At 65.5% G+C, this 18,880-nt stretch carries 21 protein-coding genes; 18 read left to right on the top strand and 3 right to left on the bottom strand.

Annotated features, from left to right (window positions below; translation table 11 throughout):
- Positions 1-38 precede the first annotated feature (38 nt).
- From ACYP5B_RS22660 to ACYP5B_RS22635, 6 genes are all read left to right on the top strand, one after another.
- Positions 39-1,106: a homocysteine S-methyltransferase family protein gene (locus ACYP5B_RS22660; protein WP_174428352.1), complete on the top strand. Its 1,068-nt coding sequence runs from the start codon at positions 39-41 to the stop codon at positions 1,104-1,106.
- A 35-nt stretch (positions 1,107-1,141) separates the two neighbouring features.
- A complete protein-coding gene (gene metH / locus ACYP5B_RS22655) occupies positions 1,142-3,889 on the top strand; it encodes a methionine synthase (RefSeq protein WP_459571161.1) in 2,748 nt (915 codons plus the stop codon).
- A gap of 237 nt (positions 3,890-4,126) precedes the next feature.
- Positions 4,127-4,492, top strand: coding sequence for a hypothetical protein (locus ACYP5B_RS22650; RefSeq protein ID WP_400102138.1), 366 nt, complete (start codon positions 4,127-4,129; stop codon positions 4,490-4,492).
- A gap of 317 nt (positions 4,493-4,809) precedes the next feature.
- On the top strand, positions 4,810-5,442 hold the full coding sequence (locus tag ACYP5B_RS22645; RefSeq protein ID WP_459571160.1) for a response regulator: 633 nt from the start codon (positions 4,810-4,812) through the stop codon (positions 5,440-5,442).
- 109 nt (positions 5,443-5,551) lie between these two features.
- Positions 5,552-5,959 (top strand): response regulator, encoded by a 408-nt coding sequence (locus ACYP5B_RS22640; RefSeq protein WP_318237120.1) that lies wholly within the window; start codon positions 5,552-5,554, stop codon positions 5,957-5,959.
- A 139-nt stretch (positions 5,960-6,098) separates the two neighbouring features.
- The gene (locus tag ACYP5B_RS22635) at positions 6,099-6,242 is read left to right on the top strand and encodes an entericidin A/B family lipoprotein (protein WP_035859076.1); all 144 of its coding nucleotides are present in this window, start codon (positions 6,099-6,101) and stop codon (positions 6,240-6,242) included.
- An 87-nt stretch (positions 6,243-6,329) separates the two neighbouring features.
- Here ACYP5B_RS22635 and ACYP5B_RS22630 read toward each other — a convergent pair whose 3' ends face one another.
- Positions 6,330-7,784, bottom strand: coding sequence for a CHASE3 domain-containing protein (locus ACYP5B_RS22630; RefSeq protein WP_459571159.1), 1,455 nt, complete (start codon positions 7,782-7,784; stop codon positions 6,330-6,332).
- Between the two features lie 284 nt (positions 7,785-8,068).
- On the opposite strand from ACYP5B_RS22630, the gene ACYP5B_RS22625 reads away from it, so the two are divergent.
- From ACYP5B_RS22625 to ACYP5B_RS22610, 4 genes are all read left to right on the top strand, one after another.
- Positions 8,069-8,242 (top strand): DUF1328 family protein, encoded by a 174-nt coding sequence (locus ACYP5B_RS22625; protein ID WP_035859073.1) that lies wholly within the window; start codon positions 8,069-8,071, stop codon positions 8,240-8,242.
- 83 nt (positions 8,243-8,325) lie between these two features.
- On the top strand, positions 8,326-8,487 hold the full coding sequence (locus ACYP5B_RS22620) for a DUF1328 domain-containing protein (protein ID WP_150992526.1): 162 nt from the start codon (positions 8,326-8,328) through the stop codon (positions 8,485-8,487).
- 173 nt (positions 8,488-8,660) lie between these two features.
- On the top strand, positions 8,661-9,083 hold the full coding sequence (locus ACYP5B_RS22615; RefSeq protein ID WP_400102140.1) for a glycine zipper domain-containing protein: 423 nt from the start codon (positions 8,661-8,663) through the stop codon (positions 9,081-9,083).
- 82 nt (positions 9,084-9,165) lie between these two features.
- Positions 9,166-9,777, top strand: coding sequence for a ferritin-like domain-containing protein (locus ACYP5B_RS22610; RefSeq protein ID WP_459571158.1), 612 nt, complete (start codon positions 9,166-9,168; stop codon positions 9,775-9,777).
- Positions 9,778-10,084: 307 nt separating this feature from the next.
- On the opposite strand, the gene ACYP5B_RS22605 is transcribed toward ACYP5B_RS22610, so the two are convergent.
- Positions 10,085-10,408, bottom strand: coding sequence for a DUF1840 domain-containing protein (locus tag ACYP5B_RS22605; RefSeq protein WP_318237123.1), 324 nt, complete (start codon positions 10,406-10,408; stop codon positions 10,085-10,087).
- 260 nt (positions 10,409-10,668) lie between these two features.
- On the opposite strand from ACYP5B_RS22605, the gene argS reads away from it, so the two are divergent.
- The 5 genes from argS (at position 10,669) to ACYP5B_RS22580 (ending at position 15,904) form a co-directional block, all read left to right on the top strand.
- Entirely contained in the window at positions 10,669-12,462 is a 1,794-nt protein-coding gene (argS, locus tag ACYP5B_RS22600; protein ID WP_459571157.1) for an arginine--tRNA ligase, read from the top strand.
- Positions 12,463-12,589: 127 nt separating this feature from the next.
- Positions 12,590-13,372, top strand: coding sequence for an SPOR domain-containing protein (locus ACYP5B_RS22595; RefSeq protein WP_400102143.1), 783 nt, complete (start codon positions 12,590-12,592; stop codon positions 13,370-13,372).
- A 91-nt stretch (positions 13,373-13,463) separates the two neighbouring features.
- On the top strand, positions 13,464-14,102 hold the full coding sequence (locus tag ACYP5B_RS22590; RefSeq protein ID WP_267605171.1) for a thiol:disulfide interchange protein DsbA/DsbL: 639 nt from the start codon (positions 13,464-13,466) through the stop codon (positions 14,100-14,102).
- Positions 14,103-14,270: 168 nt separating this feature from the next.
- On the top strand, positions 14,271-15,071 hold the full coding sequence (locus ACYP5B_RS22585; RefSeq protein ID WP_459571156.1) for an SDR family oxidoreductase: 801 nt from the start codon (positions 14,271-14,273) through the stop codon (positions 15,069-15,071).
- Complete coding sequence (locus tag ACYP5B_RS22580) at positions 15,068-15,904, top strand: helical backbone metal receptor (RefSeq protein ID WP_459571155.1); 837 nt, start codon at positions 15,068-15,070, stop codon at positions 15,902-15,904. Before ACYP5B_RS22585 ends, ACYP5B_RS22580 begins: the two co-directional genes overlap by 4 nt.
- A gap of 111 nt (positions 15,905-16,015) precedes the next feature.
- Here ACYP5B_RS22580 and ACYP5B_RS22575 read toward each other — a convergent pair whose 3' ends face one another.
- Positions 16,016-17,089 carry an MBL fold metallo-hydrolase gene (locus ACYP5B_RS22575; RefSeq protein ID WP_318233948.1) on the bottom strand — a complete coding sequence of 358 codons (1,074 nt, stop codon included), beginning with the start codon at positions 17,087-17,089 and terminating at the stop codon, positions 16,016-16,018.
- A 246-nt stretch (positions 17,090-17,335) separates the two neighbouring features.
- Between ACYP5B_RS22575 and ACYP5B_RS22570 the strand changes: the two genes are divergently transcribed.
- The 3 genes from ACYP5B_RS22570 to ACYP5B_RS22560 form a co-directional block, all read left to right on the top strand.
- Positions 17,336-17,773, top strand: coding sequence for a MerR family transcriptional regulator (locus ACYP5B_RS22570; RefSeq protein WP_459571154.1), 438 nt, complete (start codon positions 17,336-17,338; stop codon positions 17,771-17,773).
- A gap of 85 nt (positions 17,774-17,858) precedes the next feature.
- The gene (locus tag ACYP5B_RS22565; protein ID WP_267605179.1) at positions 17,859-18,317 is read left to right on the top strand and encodes a PaaI family thioesterase; all 459 of its coding nucleotides are present in this window, start codon (positions 17,859-17,861) and stop codon (positions 18,315-18,317) included.
- Between the two features lie 53 nt (positions 18,318-18,370).
- Positions 18,371-18,880 (top strand): acyl-CoA dehydrogenase family protein (locus ACYP5B_RS22560; RefSeq protein ID WP_459571153.1); only part of this gene is annotated, 510 nt, incomplete at its 3' end.

Genomic DNA, 18,880 nt, shown 5'->3' with positions numbered 1-18,880 from the left:
ATAAAATCGCAGTCTTTTCTCTTGCTGTCGAGCCCCACATGAGCGCCGCCCCACGTTCCGCCTCGCTTCCTCCCGCGCGCCCCTACACCCGGGCGGCCAACCTGCCGGCCCTGTTGCGCGAGCGCATCCTGATCCTGGACGGTGCCATGGGCACCATGATCCAGCGCTACAAGCTGACCGAGGCGGATTACCGCGGCGAGCGTTTCGCCGGCCACCATGTCGACGTCAAGGGCAATAACGAGCTGCTGCTGCTGAGCCGCCCGCAGGTCATCAGCGAGATCCACGAGCAGTACCTGGCCGCCGGCGCCGACCTGATCGAGACCAACACGTTTGGCGCGACGGGCGTGGCCCAGGAAGACTACAAGATGGCGGACCTCGCGTACGAGATGAACGTGGTCGCCGCCCGGCTGGCGCGCGAAGCGTGCGACAAGTACAGCACGCCCGACAAGCCGCGCTTCGTGGCCGGCGCCTTCGGCCCCACGCCCAAGACCGCCAGCATCTCGCCGGATGTGAACGACCCGGGCGCGCGCAACGTGACCTTCGAAGAGTTGCGCCATTCGTACTACGAGCAAGGCAAGGGCTTGCTGGAAGGCGGCGCCGACGTGTTCCTGGTGGAAACCATCTTCGACACGCTCAACGCCAAGGCCGCGCTGTTCGCCATCGACCAGCTGTTCGAGGACACCGGCGAGCGCCTGCCCGTGATGATCTCCGGCACGGTCACCGATGCCTCCGGCCGCATTCTCTCCGGCCAGACGGTGGAAGCCTTCTGGAACAGCCTGCGCCACGCCCGCCCGATCACCTTCGGCCTGAACTGCGCGCTCGGCGCCACGCTGATGCGCCCCTACATCGCCGAACTGGCCAAGATCTGCGACGCCGCCGTGTCGTGCTACCCGAACGCCGGCCTGCCCAACCCGATGAGCGATACCGGCTTCGACGAAACCCCGGAGGTCACGTCGTCGCTGGTGGAAGAGTTCGCCGCGTCCGGCCTGGTCAACCTGGTGGGCGGCTGCTGCGGCACCACGCCCGAGCACATCGCCGCCATCGCCGAGCGCGTGGCCAGCAAGAAGCCGCGCACCTGGCCCGGCCAGTACCGCGACGCCGCCTGAACATGCATCGCGAGCCCACAGAACAAGATCAAGCCATGACCAACGATACCCTGCCGCCGCGTCCGATGCGCCTGTCCGGCCTCGAGCCTTTCACCATCGACGAAGACACGCTCTTCGTCAACGTCGGCGAGCGCACCAACGTCACCGGCTCCAAGGCCTTCGCCCGCATGATCCTGAACGGCCAGTTCGACGAGGCGCTGGTGGTAGCCCGCCAGCAGGTCGAGAACGGCGCTCAGATCATCGACATCAACATGGACGAGGCCATGCTGGACTCCAAGGCGGCCATGGTGAGGTTCCTCAACCTGATCGCCTCCGAGCCCGATATCGCGCGCGTGCCCATCATGCTGGACTCGTCCAAGTGGGACGTGATCGAGGCCGGCCTGAAGTGCGTGCAGGGCAAGCCCGTGGTCAACTCGATCTCGCTCAAGGAAGGCGAGGAACAATTCCGTCATCACGCCGAGCTGATCCGCCGCTACGGCGCCGCTTCCGTGGTGATGGCCTTCGACGAGAAGGGCCAGGCCGACACCTTTGCCCGCAAGACCGAGATCTGCAAGCGCAGCTACGACATCCTGGTCAATGAAGTCGGCTTCCCGCCCGAAGACATCATCTTCGACCCGAACATCTTCGCTGTTGCGACCGGCATCGAGGAGCACAACAACTATGCGGTGGACTTCATCGAAGCCACCGCCTGGATCAAGCAGAACCTGCCGTACGCCAAGGTCAGCGGCGGCGTGTCCAACGTGTCGTTCTCGTTTCGCGGCAACGATGCGGTGCGCGAGGCCATCCACACCGTGTTCCTGTACCACGCCATCAAGGCGGGCATGGACATGGGCATCGTCAACGCCGGCCAGCTCGGCGTGTACGACCAGCTCGACGCCGAGCTGCGCGAGCGCGTGGAGGACGTGGTGCTCAATCGCCGCGAGGACAGCACCGACCGCCTGCTGGAGATCGCCGACCGCTACAAGGGCGGCGGCGCGAAGCGCGAAGAAAACCTGCTGTGGCGCGGCACACCGGAGAACCCGGTGCCGGTGGCCGACCGCCTGTCGCACGCGCTGGTACATGGCCTGACCACCTTCATCGTGGAAGACACCGAGGAAGTGCGCCAGCAGGTGGAAGCGCGCGGCGGCCGCACGATCGAGGTGATCGAAGGCCCGCTGATGGACGGCATGAACATCGTGGGCGACCTGTTCGGCGCCGGCAAGATGTTCCTGCCGCAGGTGGTCAAGAGCGCCCGCGTGATGAAGCAGGCCGTGGCCCACCTGCTGCCCTACATCGAAGAGGAAAAGCGCCTGCTGGCCGAGGCCGGCGGCGACGTCAAGGCACGCGGCAAGATCGTCATCGCCACCGTCAAGGGCGACGTGCACGACATCGGCAAGAACATCGTCTCGGTGGTGCTCCAGTGCAATAACTTCGAAGTGGTCAACATGGGCGTGATGGTCCCGTGCAACGAGATCCTGGCGCGCGCCAAGGTCGAGGGCGCGGACATCGTCGGCCTGTCCGGGCTGATCACGCCGTCGCTCGAGGAAATGGCCTACGTCGCCTCCGAGATGCAGCGCGACGACTACTTCCGCATCAAGAAGATCCCGCTGCTCATCGGCGGCGCCACCACCTCGCGCGTGCACACCGCGGTCAAGATCGCGCCGCACTACGAAGGCCCGGTGGTCTACGTGCCGGACGCCTCGCGCTCGGTCAGCGTGGCATCCAGCCTGCTGTCCGACGATGGCGCCGCCAAGTACCTGGACGAGTTGAAGACCGACTACGAACGCATCCGCCACCAGCACGCCCACAAGAAAGCCACGCCGATGGTGTCGCTGGCGAAGGCCCGCGCCAACAAGACGCCGGTGGACTGGAGAGCCTACGTGCCGCCCAAGCCGAAATTCATCGGCCGGCGCATCTTCCGCAACTACGACCTGACGGAGCTCGCCAACTACATCGACTGGGCGCCGTTCTTCCAGACCTGGGACCTGGCCGGCAAATTCCCCGACATCCTCAATGACGAGATCGTCGGCGAATCCGCCCGCCGCGTGTTCTCCGACGGCAAGGCCATGCTGTCGCGCCTGATCCAGGGCCGCTGGCTGACGGCCAACGGCGTGCTGGCCCTGCTGCCGGCCAACGCCGTCAACGACGACGACATCGAGATCTACACCGACGAGACCCGTAGCCAGGTCGCGCTGACCTGGCACAACCTGCGCCAGCAAAGCGAGCGCCCGGTGATCGATGGCGTGATGCGCCCCAACCGCTGCCTCGCGGACTTCGTCGCGCCCAAGGACAGCGGCATCGCCGACTACATCGGCGTGTTCGCCGTCACCGCCGGCATCGGCGTGGACAAGAAGGAGGCCCAGTTCGAGGCCGACCACGACGACTACAGCGCCATCATGCTGAAGTCGCTGGCCGACCGCCTGGCCGAAGCCTTCGCCGAATGCCTGCACGAGCGCGTGCGCAAGGACCTGTGGGGCTACGACGCCGGCGAGGTGCTGACCAACGAGCAACTGATCGCCGAGACCTATCGCGGCATCCGTCCGGCGCCGGGCTATCCCGCCTGCCCGGAGCATACGGTCAAGGCGCCGATGTTCGAGTACCTCAATGCCGCCGAGATCGGCATGGGCATCACCGACTCGCTGGCGATGACGCCGGCCGCATCGGTGAGCGGCTTCTACCTGGCGCATCCGGAGTCCACCTATTTCTCGGTGGGCAAGATCGGGCAGGACCAGCTCGACGACATGGTGGCGCGCCGCGGCGAAGAGCGCAGCGTGCTGGAGCGGGCGCTCGCGCCTAACCTGTAACCGCGTGCGTCGGCGGCCGTGGCGGTTTTCGCCGCTGCACCGCCGCAAGCCATTGGGTAAGCAGGGAAAAGCTCCTCCGGGCGCGTCCATGTGGCGTCGGGCGTTCTTCACCACTCCTTACAAGGCATTACATCTCCTAACAGACCGCGCGGGTCCGCATCCATAGACTGAAGGCTCACTTCAAGTGAACACCGCAGCGAATGTTTCGCCGCGGCGCAAACTGCAAGGAGCCTCTCCATGAACAAACTGCTGATCTCCCTTTCCGCTCTCTCGATCGCTGCCGCTTCCTCGCTGGCCATGGCGCAAGGCACCGGCGTTGATGCGAAGGCTGGCGCCACCGGCGCCATCGCGGCGCCCGCGGTCAGCGCGCCCGCAGACAAGGGTGCAGCGGCCGGCGCAGGTGCCAACGTTGGCCTGGGCGTCTCGGCCAGCGCCGACAAGGGCGTGGACGCCAAGGTGGGCGCCGATGCCGACGCTGCTACGCAAGCCAAGTCGACCGCCAAGACCAAGAAGCACAGCAGCCACGCCAAGAGCAAGAAGGGCGAGGCTTCGACCGACACCAGTGCAGAAGCCGGTGCCGGCACGTCGACCAAGCTCCAGTAAGCCGAAGCGCTGACAATCCTGAGGCATTTGCCGAAGCCGCCGAACAGGCCAAACCTGCGTGCTACGACGACGGCTGTCTCACCCTCTCCCCTCAGGGGGAGAGGGCCGGGGTAGGGGTGGCTTAGCCGGGAGCCACCTGAAGCGAAGCCCATGGTTTTTTCAGCAGGGACGGGTTCACCCCCGTCCCTTTTTCATTGGCGCCGCCATCCGGGAGCGTGTCAGTCTTACACCGACATTCGCGCCGCATTGTAAGCACTACAATGCATTAGCCCGGCCGCTCCTGAGAGCTGGGGCATCCATGCCCAGGGGAGAATTCCATGATTCGCGTTTTGATCGCCGACGATCACCAGATCGTGCGCGCCGGTCTGCGCCAGTTCATTGCCGACGAGCCGGATATCCGGGTGGAAGGGGAAGCTGCCAGCGGCGACGAAGTCATGACGCGGCTGCGCGAGCTCGAGTTCGATGTGGTGGTGCTCGATATCTCGATGCCCGACCGCAACGGCATCGACGTGCTCAAGCTGCTGCGCCAGCGCCATCCCGACCTGCCGGTGCTGATCCTCTCCACCTACCCGGAAGAGCAGTACGCCATCAACCTGATCCGCGCGGGCGCTTCCGGCTACCTGACCAAGGAAAGCGCACCGGACGATCTCGTCAAGGCCATCCGCACCGTGGCCCAGGGCCGGCGCTATGTCAGCGCAACCGTGGCGGACCTGCTCATCGGCGGGCTGGATAAGCCCACCGACCAGCCGCTGCACCAGACCTTGTCCAAGCGCGAGTTCCAGATATTCTGCAAGCTCTCGCGCGGGCAGTCGGTCTCGGTAATTGCCGAGGAGTTGTTCCTGAGCGTCAAGACGGTCAGCACCTATCGCTCGCGCATCCTGGAAAAGATGGGCATGAAGACCAATGCCGACCTGACCTACTACGCGATCAAGAACGGCCTGGTGGAGTAGGCGCAGCCAAGGCAAAGCGCATTACCAGGCATTCTGCCGCGTTTGCCTGACGCTGCTGTAGGACGGACGCCGATAGTCCGTCCCTATACTCTGTTGCTACCATGGAATCATGTTGGATCAAGCTGCGGCCCCTTCGTATCGCGCGCTGCGGGTCCTGCTAATCGAGGACTCAGCGGTACTGCGGGGTATGTTGCTTGAATACCTGAACGCTTTTCCGTTTATCGAAGTCGTGGATTGGGCGGATACCGAAAGCTCGGCGCTGCGCCTCTACGAGGCGGGCAAGTACGAGGTCGTCATCGTCGACCTGCAGTTGCGGCAAGGCAACGGAATCAATGTACTGCGCGCCTTGCAGAAGACCAAGGTGTCGGGCATCCGCATCGTGTACACCAATCATGCCCAGGTGCCTACATACCGGCGGCAGTGTGCCGAGGCCGGCGCGGACTATTTCTTTGACAAGTCGCTCGAGCTCGAGCAGGTGTTCCGGGTGATCGAGGAGTACGCGCAGGCAGGGGGCTGAATCCGTATTGAGTGCGTATCGAGTACGTATCGAGTACGTCAAATGCTTCGAATACTTCGAATACGTATAGACCCGTATCAGTAGTACCAGCCGTTCCAATCGCGGCCATGCCGCGTCAACCTAGAGCAAGGAGAGAATCATGAGAAAGCTGATGGCGCTGTGTGCCCTGGCAGGTGTGGTCCTGGTGACCGGTTGCAACACGATGGCCGGTGCCGGCAAGGACATCGAGAAGGGCGGCGAGAAGGTGCAAGGCGCCGCCGAGAGCACCAAGCAGAAGATGTAAGGTACCAACCGGCGTGCCGTGTGCATGGCAGCCGGACAAGAGGAATGGAAAAGGGGCTCCGCGGAGCCCCTTTTCCATTTTCATTGCTTAGTTGGCCGGCGGCGTGCTGGTGGGCTCGTCCTGCGGCTGCCCGCCGGGGTCACCCAGCCCGTCCAGCCCGTCCTCATCATCGCGCGGCGGCGCCACGATGGCATCGGTGAGCGGCACCACTACCCGGATGGTTACGCCGGCGCCGCGCTCCGATTGGAGCTCCAGCGTGCCGCCCAGCGCGATCATGCGCTGCTCCATGCCCAGCAGGCCATGGTGTCCCACCGAGCGCCGCAATTCGAAATCCGCCGGCAGCCCGCGCCCGTTGTCGCTGATTGCCAGCGAGAGCACGCCGTCGGCGCAATCGAGCTTGATGGACACGCGCTGCGCTTCGGCGTACTTGCTGGCGTTGGTGAGCGACTCCTGCACGATGCGGTAAAGGGCGATGGCCGCGTCGTCGCGCAGCGGCGGCACCGCCTCTGCCAGCTGCACATCCGCCTCCCACCGGTTGCGCGCGGCGACTTCCTCCACCAACTGGCCGATGGCTTCCTTCAGGCCCAGGTTGAGCAGCACGGTGGGCCGCAGGTCCTCGATCAGGCGCCGCTTGATCTGGATCCCCTGGTCCACATGCAGCATCACGCGGGTGAGCTTTTCCGCCACATCCGGGTGCGTGTCCTGGATGCGGCGGCGCACCCAGTGCATATCGAGCTTGGTGGCGGTCAGGATGGCGCCCAGCTCGTCGTGCAGCTCGCGCGCCAGCCGCGTCTTCTCGTCCTCGGTCACGCGCTGCAGGTGGGATGCCAGCGCCGATAGCTGGCGCGTGCGCGAGCGCACCATGTTATCCAGGCGCGCACTTTCTTCTTCCAGCTCGCTGCGCGCGGCTTCCGATACCGCCATGCGGCGCGAATGCTGCAAGCCCACCACGATCAGCAGCACGATATTGATGGCGGTCAGCAGGCCGATGCCGTAGCGCGACAGCGCGAGATCGCGGTCGGCGTACTCCAGGCTTTGCGGCACCAATGCCGCCTCGCGCTGGAGCAAGGCTTCCAGCCCGCGCCGCGCGTTGTCCATGGTCTGCTTGCCGAAGTCCGTGCGCACCAGGTCGAGCGCGACCTCCACGTCGCGCTTGCCGTAGATCAGCGTCAGGTCCATCTCGGTCAGCTTGCGGTTGACGGCGGTGGAAGCCTCGGTGAACAGCTTGAGCGCCTCCGGGTCGTCCGCGTAGCGGTTACGCAGCGCGCTCATCAGCGCATTGATGCGCGGCACAGCCTGGTAATACGGTTGGAGGTAGTTTTCCTTGCCGGTCAGCAGGAAGCCGCGCTGGCCGGCTTCGGCATTGACCAGCTCGCCAAGCAGGGAGGTGATCTGGCCCTGTACCTGCTGCGACTGGATGACTTGCGTATAGCCCTGGCGCAAGCGAATGTTGCCCGCCTCGGAGGCGATCAGCACCACCACGGTAAGCACGATGCCGCCCGCCAGTAGCAAGGTCGAGCGCAACAGTGACTGCTTGAACATGTTCGTTTCCCGATATCGGGCGCTTGGCCGGCGCGGCGTTCCCGCGCCGCCGCGCCTGGCCTGCACCTGCCTGCGTCGATGGAAGCACATCGACGGCCCACGGTCAACCCGCCGCCTCCGTGGTGCTGCCCGCGAGGCCGCGCCAGCGCTTGGGCTGTAGGAATCGGCTGACAAGCGAATCGGTGCGGCTGCGGTGTCTGCAGGGAGGTCTGATTTCTACCATGGTTCCATGAGCTTGCGCACCCTGCGTCAAGCCAGCTCGGGAAGAACGAGGGAGAACGTCAATGCTGAAATGGGCGCTGATCTTTGCAGTGGTCTCCGTGGTCGCCGGCTTGCTGGGGTTCACAGGCATTGCTGCCGGTGCGGCCGGCATTGCCAAGATCCTGTTCTTCATCTTCCTGGTGCTGTTCGTGCTGTTCCTTGTCCTGGGCGTGACCGTGTTCAAGGCGGTGAAATAGCGAATAGCAATCGCCAGCCGCTGTCACTTGCCAAGCGCGTGCCACCTGGCGCCGCAGCCCCATCCACTTAGGGAGCCATCACCATGTTGCACTACGCACTCGTATTTTTTGTCATCGCCCTGATCGCCGCGGTATTCGGTTTTGGGGGCATCGCGGCAGGGGCGGTCGAGATCGCCAAGATCCTGTTCTTCATCTTCCTGGTGGTTGCGCTGGTGACGTTTGTGATCAGCCTGGTCAGGCGTTAGGGGGTGTCAGGCAGGGGTGTCAGGCGCGGCTTGCGCGATGGCAGCGAAAGCCGCGGGCGGGCAGGGCGGCGGTCGGCAGGGCCGCCGCCCCGCACTGCCCATGCTGTCCCGGCATCCTGACAGACAGCATGAACCGAATCACAGCGCGTCATCAGACGAAACGGAGATAAGCGATGCTGACCAACAATCCGAAGATCCGAAAAGAAGTGAGTCACCTGGCTGACAGTGCCGAAAGCACGGTGCGCCAGATCCGGCATGCGGCGCGCGATGCGCGCGGCGCCGCCCGCGAAGCCGCCAGGCCCGTGGCCGGCGAGGTCAGGGCGCTGATCGCCCAGCTCGAGCAAACGATGGAAGTGCTGGGGCGCGAAGGCTCGTCCGAGGCAGTGCAGGCCGGACGCCGGCTGCAGGACCGCTCACGCGCCCTGGCCGACCAACTCAAGGCCCGCGCCCGCGAGCGTGTCGACCACGCAGTGGACGGCGTGCAGCAACGCGTGGTGGCGTCGCCGTTGAAGGCGATCGGTATCGCGGCGGCGGTAGGCGCTTTGCTCGGCTTGCTGTTGGCGCTGGCGGCCAATGGGCGCAGCGGCAACGACTGACTGAGCCATTGCGCCCGGCCCGATTGAATAGGGCAGCAGGCCCGTCAGAGTCCATCCCCGAATCCACAGGAGCATGACTGCCATGGACACCCCCGTGAAAGAGAAGCCAGAGAAGCCCGTTGGCGGCAAGGGCAAGGATCAGCAGGCCCAGAATGAGAAAGGCGCAAGCGGGGGCTTCCTGTCGGACGTCAAGACGCTGCGCGAACGCGCCCGCAAGCACATTGAGGACGGTGCCGTCACCCATGACTACGACGCGGACCGGACCACCGTGCTGAAGCTGCTCAATGAAGCCCTGGCCACCGAGCTGGTTTGCGTGCTGCGCTATCGGCGCCACTTCTTCATGGCCAAGGGGATCCACGCGGAACCCGTCGCGGCCGAGTTCAAGGTGCACTCCGACGACGAACAGGGGCACGCCGACCGCATTGCGGCGCGCATCGTGCAACTGGGCGGGGCACCGGACTTCTCGCCGGACACCCTGACCTCGCGCAGCCATGCCGAGTACGTCGAGGCCGGATCGCTGACCGACATGATCAAGGAAAACCTGGTGGCCGAGCGGATCGCCATCGAGAGCTACCGCGAGATGGTGCAGTACCTGGGAGAGCGCGACCCGACCACCCGCCGCATGCTGGAGGAGATCCTGGCGGTCGAGGAAGAACACGCCGACGAGCTCGCGGACATGCTGGACAAGGGCTAGCGCTACGGCGCCAGCCGGGCTGGCAGTGCTGCATGCGCCGCACTCGCCACGTGGGTCGCACCCCACAACACAATTCTTCCCCGTTCCGGATCCCCTCCCTGATCCGGCATGCCCGGCCCGAATCATCGGCCGGGCCATTTTTTTCCGGAAGCGCTGGCAAGCAGGAGAATGGAAACCAGGCGGGGCGGGAAGCTGGCCGAAGAGCGGCGAGCGGAAGGGTGAGCGGAAGGGCTAGTGGAAGGGCGGGCAAGGCCGCCGGCTGGCGCCGGCCACCTTGTTGTCTATCTACAGGGATGCGGCGCGCTGCCTACACCCCCCACATCACCTCGGTGTTCTCGCGCTGGGAAGCGCGCAGCATGTCGAGGAAGGGGTAGGCGCGCTGGCCCAGGTGCAGGGGCTCTTCCTCGATGTCGTCGTCATTCTTGCCGGGGTGGACCGACGATACGGCCGGGTGCACCTTCTTGGCGTCCGTCACAGCGGCTTCCAGTATATGGATGCAGCGGGGCAGTTCCTCGATGGTGATCACCCCGCGCTCTCCCAGGTGCTTGCCGATAATCCCCAGGAGCGTCACGGCAAGGTCTCTCATCATGATGAGGTCTTGCGACGCGTGGGATTTGAAGGTGATCAGCATGATATTTCCTTTCCTTGGCGTACAGCGAAGTACATGGGCGAAAACCATGGCCGCGCGGCTTGTCCCGGGATCGGGCAAAGGACTCGCAACAGCCGGTTTTGGGCTTGCTGCATGATGTCAGCATAGCACCTGATAAAATTCCGCGTTCTGCAATTCATTGCCTGCCACGCGGCGCGGCCTCCACATGCCGCCCGTGACGGTGCCGCCGCGGCAGAACCGCCGCTACGGCACCAGACAACCGCCTCAGGGCCACGACATCCATGCTGCCAGTTCAGACCACCAATCTTGCCGCTGCGTTCAATGACGCGGTGCGCGCAATCGCTCCGGCCGACGCCGCCCTGCCCGACGCCGTCTTCGAGCGTCCGAAGGTCGCCGCCCACGGCGACCTGGCCTGCAACCTCGCCATGCAGGTTGCCCGCGCGCTCAAGCGCAACCCGCGGGAGCTGGCCCAGCAGATCGTCGACGCGGTCAAGGCCGACGCGCGTACCGCCGGGCTGGTGGCCAGCCTGGAAATCGCCGGCCCCGGCTTTATCAACCTGCGCCTGACGCCGGCCGCCAAGGCCGACGTGCTGCGCGCGGTGCTGGAGCAGGGCAACCGCTACGGCGCCAAGGACAGCGGCGTGCACGGCAAGGTGCTGGTCGAGTTCGTCTCCGCCAACCCGACCGGCCCGCTGCACGTCGGCCACGGCCGCCAGGCGGCACTGGGCGACGCGCTGGCCAACCTGCTGGACTGGCAGGGCTTTGCCGTGCATCGCGAGTTCTACTACAACGACGCTGGCGTGCAGATCCAGAACCTGGCCGTATCGGTGCAGGCACGCGCCCGCGGCTTCAAGCCGGGCGACGCCGCCTGGCCGGAGTCGGCCTACAACGGCGACTACATCGCCGACATCGCCGCCGACTTCCTGGCCGGCAAGACCGTGCGCGCCTCCGACGGCGACGCCGTGACGGCCTCCGGCAACGTCGAAGACATCGAATCGATCCGCAAGTTTGCCGTGGCCTACCTGCGCAACGAGCAGGACATCGACCTGCGCGCCTTCGGCGTCAAGTTCGACCACTACTACCTGGAGTCCTCGCTGTACAGCGACGGCCGCGTCGAGGCCGCCGTGCAGTCGCTGGTGGCCAAGGGCAAGACCTACGAGAACGAAGGCGCCCTGTGGCTGCGCACCACCGACGACGGCGACGACAAGGACCGCGTCATGCGCAAGACCGACGGCACTTACACGTATTTCGTGCCGGACGTGGCCTACCACACCAGCAAGTGGGAGCGCGGCTTCGCCAAGGTCATCAACGTGCAGGGCAGCGACCACCACGGCACCATTGCCCGCGTGCGCGCCGGCCTGCAGGGGCTGGACATCGGCATCCCCAAAGGCTACCCCGACTACATCCTGCACAAGATGGTCACTGTCATGAAGAACGGCGAGGAGGTCAAGATCTCCAAGCGCGCCGGTTCCTACGTGACCGTGCGCGACCTGATCGAGTGGAGCAACGGCGCGGAAGGCGGCGAGACCATCCGCGGCTGCCTGGAAGCCGGCGTGGCCGACTGGCCCGAGCACTTCACCCGCGGGCGCGACGCGGTGCGCTTTTTCCTGCTGTCGCGCAAGGCCGACACCGAATTCATCTTCGACGTCGACCTGGCCCTCAAGCAGAACGACGAGAACCCGGTGTATTACGTGCAGTACGCCCATGCCCGCATCTGCTCGATCTTCGAATCCTGGGGCGGCGCGGACTGGGAGGCCAGGCTGCCTGCCCTGGCCGGCACCGACCTGGCGCCCGTAACCGGCGCCGACGCCACCCCGCAGGCGCTCGCGCTGGGCCAGCGCCTGGCCGATTTCCCGGATATGCTGGCGGCGGCGGCGGGTGAGCTGGCGCCGCATGCGGTCGCCTTTTACCTGCGGGACCTGGCGGGCGATTTCCACGCCTTCTACAACTCCGATCGCGTGCTGGTGGATGACGAGGCGGTCAAGCTGGCTCGCCTGGCGATGCTGGCCGCCACCCGCCAGGTGCTGCGCAACGGGCTGGCGGTCATCGGCGTCTCGGCGCCGCAGCGCATGTAAGCCATGCCGGCGCCATGCCGGGGCAAGCCCCCGGCATGGCGCGCCTTATCCGTATCGCCCTGACCACAGACAGTGATGCCGGGATCGGCGCAGGCTCTATAATCGCGCCATCACGCTAGAGGAATTCATGCAACAGCAACGCAAGCGCACCCCGCGCAATGCCAGCCGCGCCCCGCAGCGCGGAGGTACGTTCCTGGGACTGGTGCTGGGCCTGATCGTCGGCCTGGCGATCGCGGTAGTGGTCGCCCTGTACATCACCAAGTCGCCGGCGCCATTCCAGCAAAAGGGCGCACAGAAGCCGGCCGAGCCCGGCAATGTGGTCAGCAACCTGCCCGCTCCGGCGCAGGAAGCGCCAAGCGATCCCAACAAGCCGCTGTGGAGCAAGACGCCGGCCAAGCCCGTCGGGCCCGCCGCCGAGCCGGAGCAGCCCGCCGGCCCGGCGCCGACCACGGTGAAGCCGCCCGAGCGCCAGCCGCCGGTGGCCGTCAACCGGCCCGCGGAACGCCCCGCCGAGAAGCCCGCCGAGAAGCCCGCTGAAAGACCCGTGGACAAGCCCGCGGAAAAGCCTGCCGAAAAGCCGGCGCAGAAGCCTGCCGAGAAGCCTGCAGAAAAGCCGGCCGAGAAGCCCGTCGCCGACCCGATCGCCGAGATCGCCCAGGCCGATGCCAACAAGGTGGGCTACCTGCTGCAGGTAGGCGCTTTCCGCTCGCAGGACGACGCCGACCGCCAGAAGGCCAACCTGGCCATGCAGGGGTTCGAAGCCAAGGTGACCGAGCGCGACGTCAACGGCGTCAAGCTCTATCGCGTGCGCCTGGGGCCGTTCAACAAGATCGACGACATGAACCGTTCGCGCGACCGGTTGCAGGCGTCGGGCTTCGAAGCTTCGGTCATTCGCTTTACCAAGCAGTAACAAGCAGTAACGGTAACCCGGGGCGATCCGCTGAACCGGATCACCCCGCCGCTGTCATACGCTCATTGCCCATTCTCGAAAGCCGCGCCACATGAAGAAACTCGCCACCTTGTTTGCCACGCTGGTCGCTGTGACCGGTTTCCTGATGACCGCGCCCGCCCAGGCAGCCGCGCCCACCTCGGGCAAGGAATACCAGGTCCTGAAAGCGCCGCAGCCCGTCTCGCCGGGCAAGATCGAAGTCACCGAGTTCTTCTGGTACGGCTGCCCGCACTGCTTTGACTTCGAGCCCGAGCTGGAAGCCTGGGTCGGCAAGCAAGGCAAGGACGTGGTGTTCAAGCGCGTGCCGGTTGCCTTCCGCGACGACCTGCTGCCGCACACCAAGATCTTCTACGCGCTGGAAGCCATCGGCAAGCTGGACGCCATGCACACCAAGGTCTTCAACGCCATCCACGTCGACCGCAAGCGCATGCTGGACCCGAACGAGATCGCCGACTTCATGGCCAAGAACGGCATCGACCGCAAGGCCTTCCTCGACGCCTACAACTCGTTCTCGGTGACCACCAACTCGCAGCGCGCCAACAAGATCGCCGACGCCTACAAGGTCGACGGCGTGCCGACCATTGTGGTGCAGGGCAAGTACGTGACCTCGCCGTCCATCGCCGGCACCAAGGGCACGGCCATCCAGACCATGGATTACGTGGTCGGCCAGGTGCGCGACAAGAAGATGTAATTCCCGGGCTGCGGCCGCCAGCCTTTCGGCTCGCCACGCGCGAGCCGGCTGACGGCCACCAGCGGTCGTCCGGCACCGCCGGCGCCGGCGTGGCGTCGCGGCGTCCGGCGCGCGCCAGGGCGGGTCGGTCGGCATGAACCATGTTGCGCTTACCCCTGGACCCTCCCGATGCGAGCACAGAAAGTCTTCCTTACCGGCGCGTCGAGCGGACTCGGCCAGGCCCTGGCGCGCGAGTACGCCTCGCAGGGCGCCATCCTCGGCCTGGTTGGCCGGCGTGAAGAGGTGCTGCGTGAATTCGCCCGCACCCTGCCCAATCCCAATGCGGTGCGCGTTTATGCCGCGGATGTGCGCGATGCCGATGCCATGCAGCGCGCCGCCCAAGACTTCCTGGATCATTTTGGTTGCCCCGATGTGGTAATCGCCAATGCCGGCGTATCGGTTGGCACCGTCGCCAGCGAGCGCGAGGATCTCGAAGCCTTCCGCATGGTGATGGACACCAACTGGTTCGGCGTGCTCACCACCTTCCAGCCCTTCATGCAGCCCATGCGCGGGCGGGAACCCGGCGCCGGCGGCTGGCGCGGCACGCTGGTCGGCATCGCCAGCGTGGCCGGCGTGCGCGGCCTGCCGGGCGGGGGCGCCTACAGCGCCTCCAAGTCCGCCGTGATCAAGCTGCTCGAAAGCCTGCGCCTGGAACAGCGCCGCGAGCGCATCCGCGTGGTCACCATCGCGCCCGGCTACATCCGCACGCCGATGACCGAGCACAATCCCTATCGCATGCCCTTCCTGATGGACGCCGACGTGTTCGCCCGCAAGGCGGTGCGTGCTATTGCCGCAGGGCGCCGCTTTGCCGTGGTGCCATGGCAGATGGGCCTGGTCGCGTCCATCCTGCACCTGATGCCGCGCTGGCTCTACGACGCGATCTTCTCCCGCGCGCCGCGCAAGCCGCGCGCGCAGGACAAGCAGCCATGAGCTGGCAGGACGCAGTCGGTGTCCTGCACCGCCCGGCCACGGGCGAGGTGCGCATTGCCTCGCTGGTGCCGTCCGTTACCGAACTGCTGTTTGCGCTGGGGCTGGGGCCGCTGATGGTGGCGCGCACCGGCTTTTGCATCCATCCCGAGCCTGCCGTGCGTGCCGTTGCCAAGGTGGGTGGCACCAAGGACGTCAAGCTCGAGCGCCTGCGGGCGCTGGCGCCCACGCATGTGGTGGTCAACATCGACGAGAACCGGCGCGAGACGGTGGATGAGATCCGTGCGTTTGTGCCGCATGTGATCGTCACCCACCCGTGCGCGCCCGAGGACAACCTGGCGCTCTATCGGCTGCTGGGCGGCATCTTCGGCCGCCTTGCCCAGGCTGAGGCGCTCTGCAAGGCGCTGGAAGTGGAGCTGGCGCAGGTGCGTTCCCGCCAGTGGCCCGCGCGCAAGGTACTGTATGCGATCTGGCAGGATCCGTGGATGACGGTGTCGCGCGATACCTATATCAGCCAGATGCTGGCGCTGGTGAACTGGCAGACGTGGCCTTCGGCCGACGCCATGCCGCAGGCCTGTGTCGACGGCGATTGCAGCCGGCCCAATACGCCGCAGACGCGGTATCCGAGCTTCCGGTGGAGCGATGCGCTGGTGCGGGAGATCGACCTGGTTTTGCTGTCCAGCGAGCCTTATCGATTTACCGAGGCGCATGTGGATGCGCTGGAGCGGCAGATTGGCAAGGAGGTTTTGCTGATTGATGGGGAGATGGTTTCTTGGTATGGGAGTCGGGCTGTGGAGGGGGTGGGGTATTTGGCGCGGTATGCGGAGGGAGTTTAGGGGAGGTGAAACTGCAGTTGCATTTGACCTTAAGCCGTTGAATTTGAAGCTGATTTTGCAGTTGCAGTTGCAGTTGCAGTTGCAGTCGCAGTTAAACCCCAATGGCCACCACTAAACCCTAAACCTCACAATCCCATCCCCCCCAATCTCCCGCCTGACTTCCCCCGCATGCCACAACACATGCAAATGCGCCAGCGCCTCGCCCATCGCAAACGTCATCTGGTGAATATCAAACTGCCGGTTGAAAATCACCCCGACAATGTCATGCGCATTGCAGGCCTTCTCCACGCAGGCCGCCCGCGTCTCGGCAAGCCGCTCCACATGGTGCTGGCGCAACTGCTCGATGCGGATATGCAGGTTCCGGAACGGCCGGCCGTGCGACGGCAGGATCAGCACGTCTTCCGGCAGCGGCTCGTACTTGCCCAGGGAATCCAGGTATAGCTTGAGCGGATTGGCTTCCGGCTCCATGTCGAACACGCTGACATTGGTGGAGATGCGCGGGAGCACCATGTCGCCGGAAATCAGCACATTCAAGGCGGCGTTGTAGAGGGCGACGTGCTCGGGCGCGTGCCCGAAGCCAGTGATCACTCGCCAGCCCGACTTGGCCGGGTCGGTGCCGATATGCACGATGTCGCCGTCCATCATGCGGCGGTACTGGGTAGGCAGGTCCGGCACCAGCGACGGGTAGTAGCTCTTGCGCGCGCGCAGTTTTTCCAGGCTGTCAGGGTCCGTCAGGCCGTGGCGGGCGAAGTGGCTGGCCGCGAAGTCGCCGCCGGCGTTGGAGCCGACGCCGCTGCCGCCACCCATCACGCGGGCGTTCATGTAGTCGCCCAGGCTCATCCACAGGCGGGCGTCCCAGCGCTTGCACAGCCAGTGCGCCAGCCCGATGTGGTCGGGGTGGCAGTGGGTGGCCAGCACGCGCAGCACGGGCAGGCCATCGAGCTCGTTGGCGAACACGGTCTCCCAGTGCGCCTTGATGGTGTCGTTGGTGACGCCGCAATCGATGATGGTCCAGCCGTCGCGGCCTTCGAGGCGGTCGCGCACCAGCCACAGGTTGATATGGTCCAGCGCGAAGGGCAGCGGCATGCGCAGCCAGTAGACGCCGGGGGCCACTTGCTGCCGCGCGCCGCCTTCAGGCAGGGTTTCGCCAAACGGGTATTGGAGTTGGTGTTCGAGTGCGTTCATGAAGAGTCTCTCGGGGTCTGAAGCCCTGTGCGCGCGGTGCCGGGCGCAGGCGGGCTTTCTCGTTGTCACGGTAGCCGTCGCAAGATGGCGGCTTGCACGTCACGGTTGCATGTCACTGTTGCACGTCAAGGTTGCCATCGGCTTTGCTTGACGCTAACGTTAACGTCAATTGGGGCGGGCTTTTTCAATATTAAGCGAAAACTTCATTCCATACCGAACGACCGTTCACTTTTTTACCGGGCCATCATGCCAGACTCGCCAGCCACGCCAACCTACACCATCACCGATCTCGCCCGCGAGTTCGACGTGACGCCGCGTGCGATCCGTTTCTACGAGGACCAAGGCTTGCTGTCGCCGGAGCGCGAAGGGCCGACCGGGCGCAAGCGCGTCTATAACGGGCGCGAGCGCACGCGCCTGAAGCTCACGGTGCGGGGCAAGCGTCTCGGGCTGACACTCAACGAAATCCGCGAGATCCTCGACCTGTACGAGTCGCCGCGCGACACCGCGCCGCAACTGGAGCGCTTCCTGCACGCGCTGGCGCATCACCGCGGCACGCTGGAGCGCCAGCTCGAGGACCTGCAGGCGCAGCTAGCCGAGATCGACCAGCACGAGCGGCAGTGCCGGGCGTTGCTGGCGACGCATGCGTGCGAAGCATCACCGTCGGTGGCGGAAAAAAGCGCCTGATAGACCATTAATCCGGTTTCGGTATCGGATTTGATTGACGTTTACGTAAACGTAAATAGAATAGTTTCTCAATCGAGGAAAGCCCATGCCCCAAGCTGTCGATGCCACGCCTTTGTCCGCCGAGCGCGCGGATGCCATTGCCACCAGCTTCTCCCGCCAGGGCCTGATGACCACCTTCGGCGCGGCGCTGACGCGGGTTACGCGCGGCGAGGTGGAGATCGCCATGCCATGGTCCGAGGGCGTGACCCAGCAGCACGGTTTCTTCCACGGCGGCGCCGTGGGCGCGCTGGCCGACAGCGCCTGCGGCTACGCCGCGCTGTCGATGGTGGGGGACGGGGAGGCCGGGCTGACCGCCGAATACAAGATCAACCTGCTCTCACCCGCCCAGGGCGAGCGGCTGGTGGCGGTGGGCCGCGTGCTCAAGCCCGGCCGCACCCTGATCGTGGCGCAGGGCGACGTGTATAGCGAAACCGACGGCGTGCGCAAGGCGGTGGCCACCATGCTGATGACCCTGTGCGTGGTGCGCACGCTGGGCCACGTCTGAGCGCCAACTACAAAACAAGAAGACAAGAAGACCGATTCCACCAGGAGACCGCCATGACCGACCTGCCAGGCCTGAAGTTCGACTTGGGCGAAGACATCGAGATGCTGCGCGACACCGTGCGCAACTGGGCGCAGGCCGAACTGGCCCCGCGCGCGGCAGAGATCGACCGCACCGACCAGTTCCCGATGGACGCCTGGAAGAAGATGGGCGACCTCGGCGTGCTCGGCATCACGGTGGCAGAGGAGTACGGCGGCGCCAATATGGGCTACCTGGCCCACATGATCGCCATGGAAGAGATCAGCCGCGCCTCGGCCTCGGTCGGCCTGTCGTACGGCGCGCACTCCAACCTGTGCGTGAACCAGATCCACCGCAACGGCACCGCTTCGCAGAAGGCGAAATACCTGCCCAAGCTGGTCTCCGGCGACTGGATCGGCGCGCTGGCCATGAGCGAGCCCAATGCCGGCTCCGACGTGGTGAGCATGAAGCTGCGCGCGGACTTCAAGGGCGACCACTACGTGCTCAATGGCACAAAGATGTGGATCACCAACGGCCCGGACTGCGAT

The sequence above is a fragment of the Cupriavidus sp. 8B genome, assembly GCF_054589115.1.
Note: the sequence above shows the minus strand (reverse complement) of the source record. Positions and strands in the feature narration are given on the sequence as shown.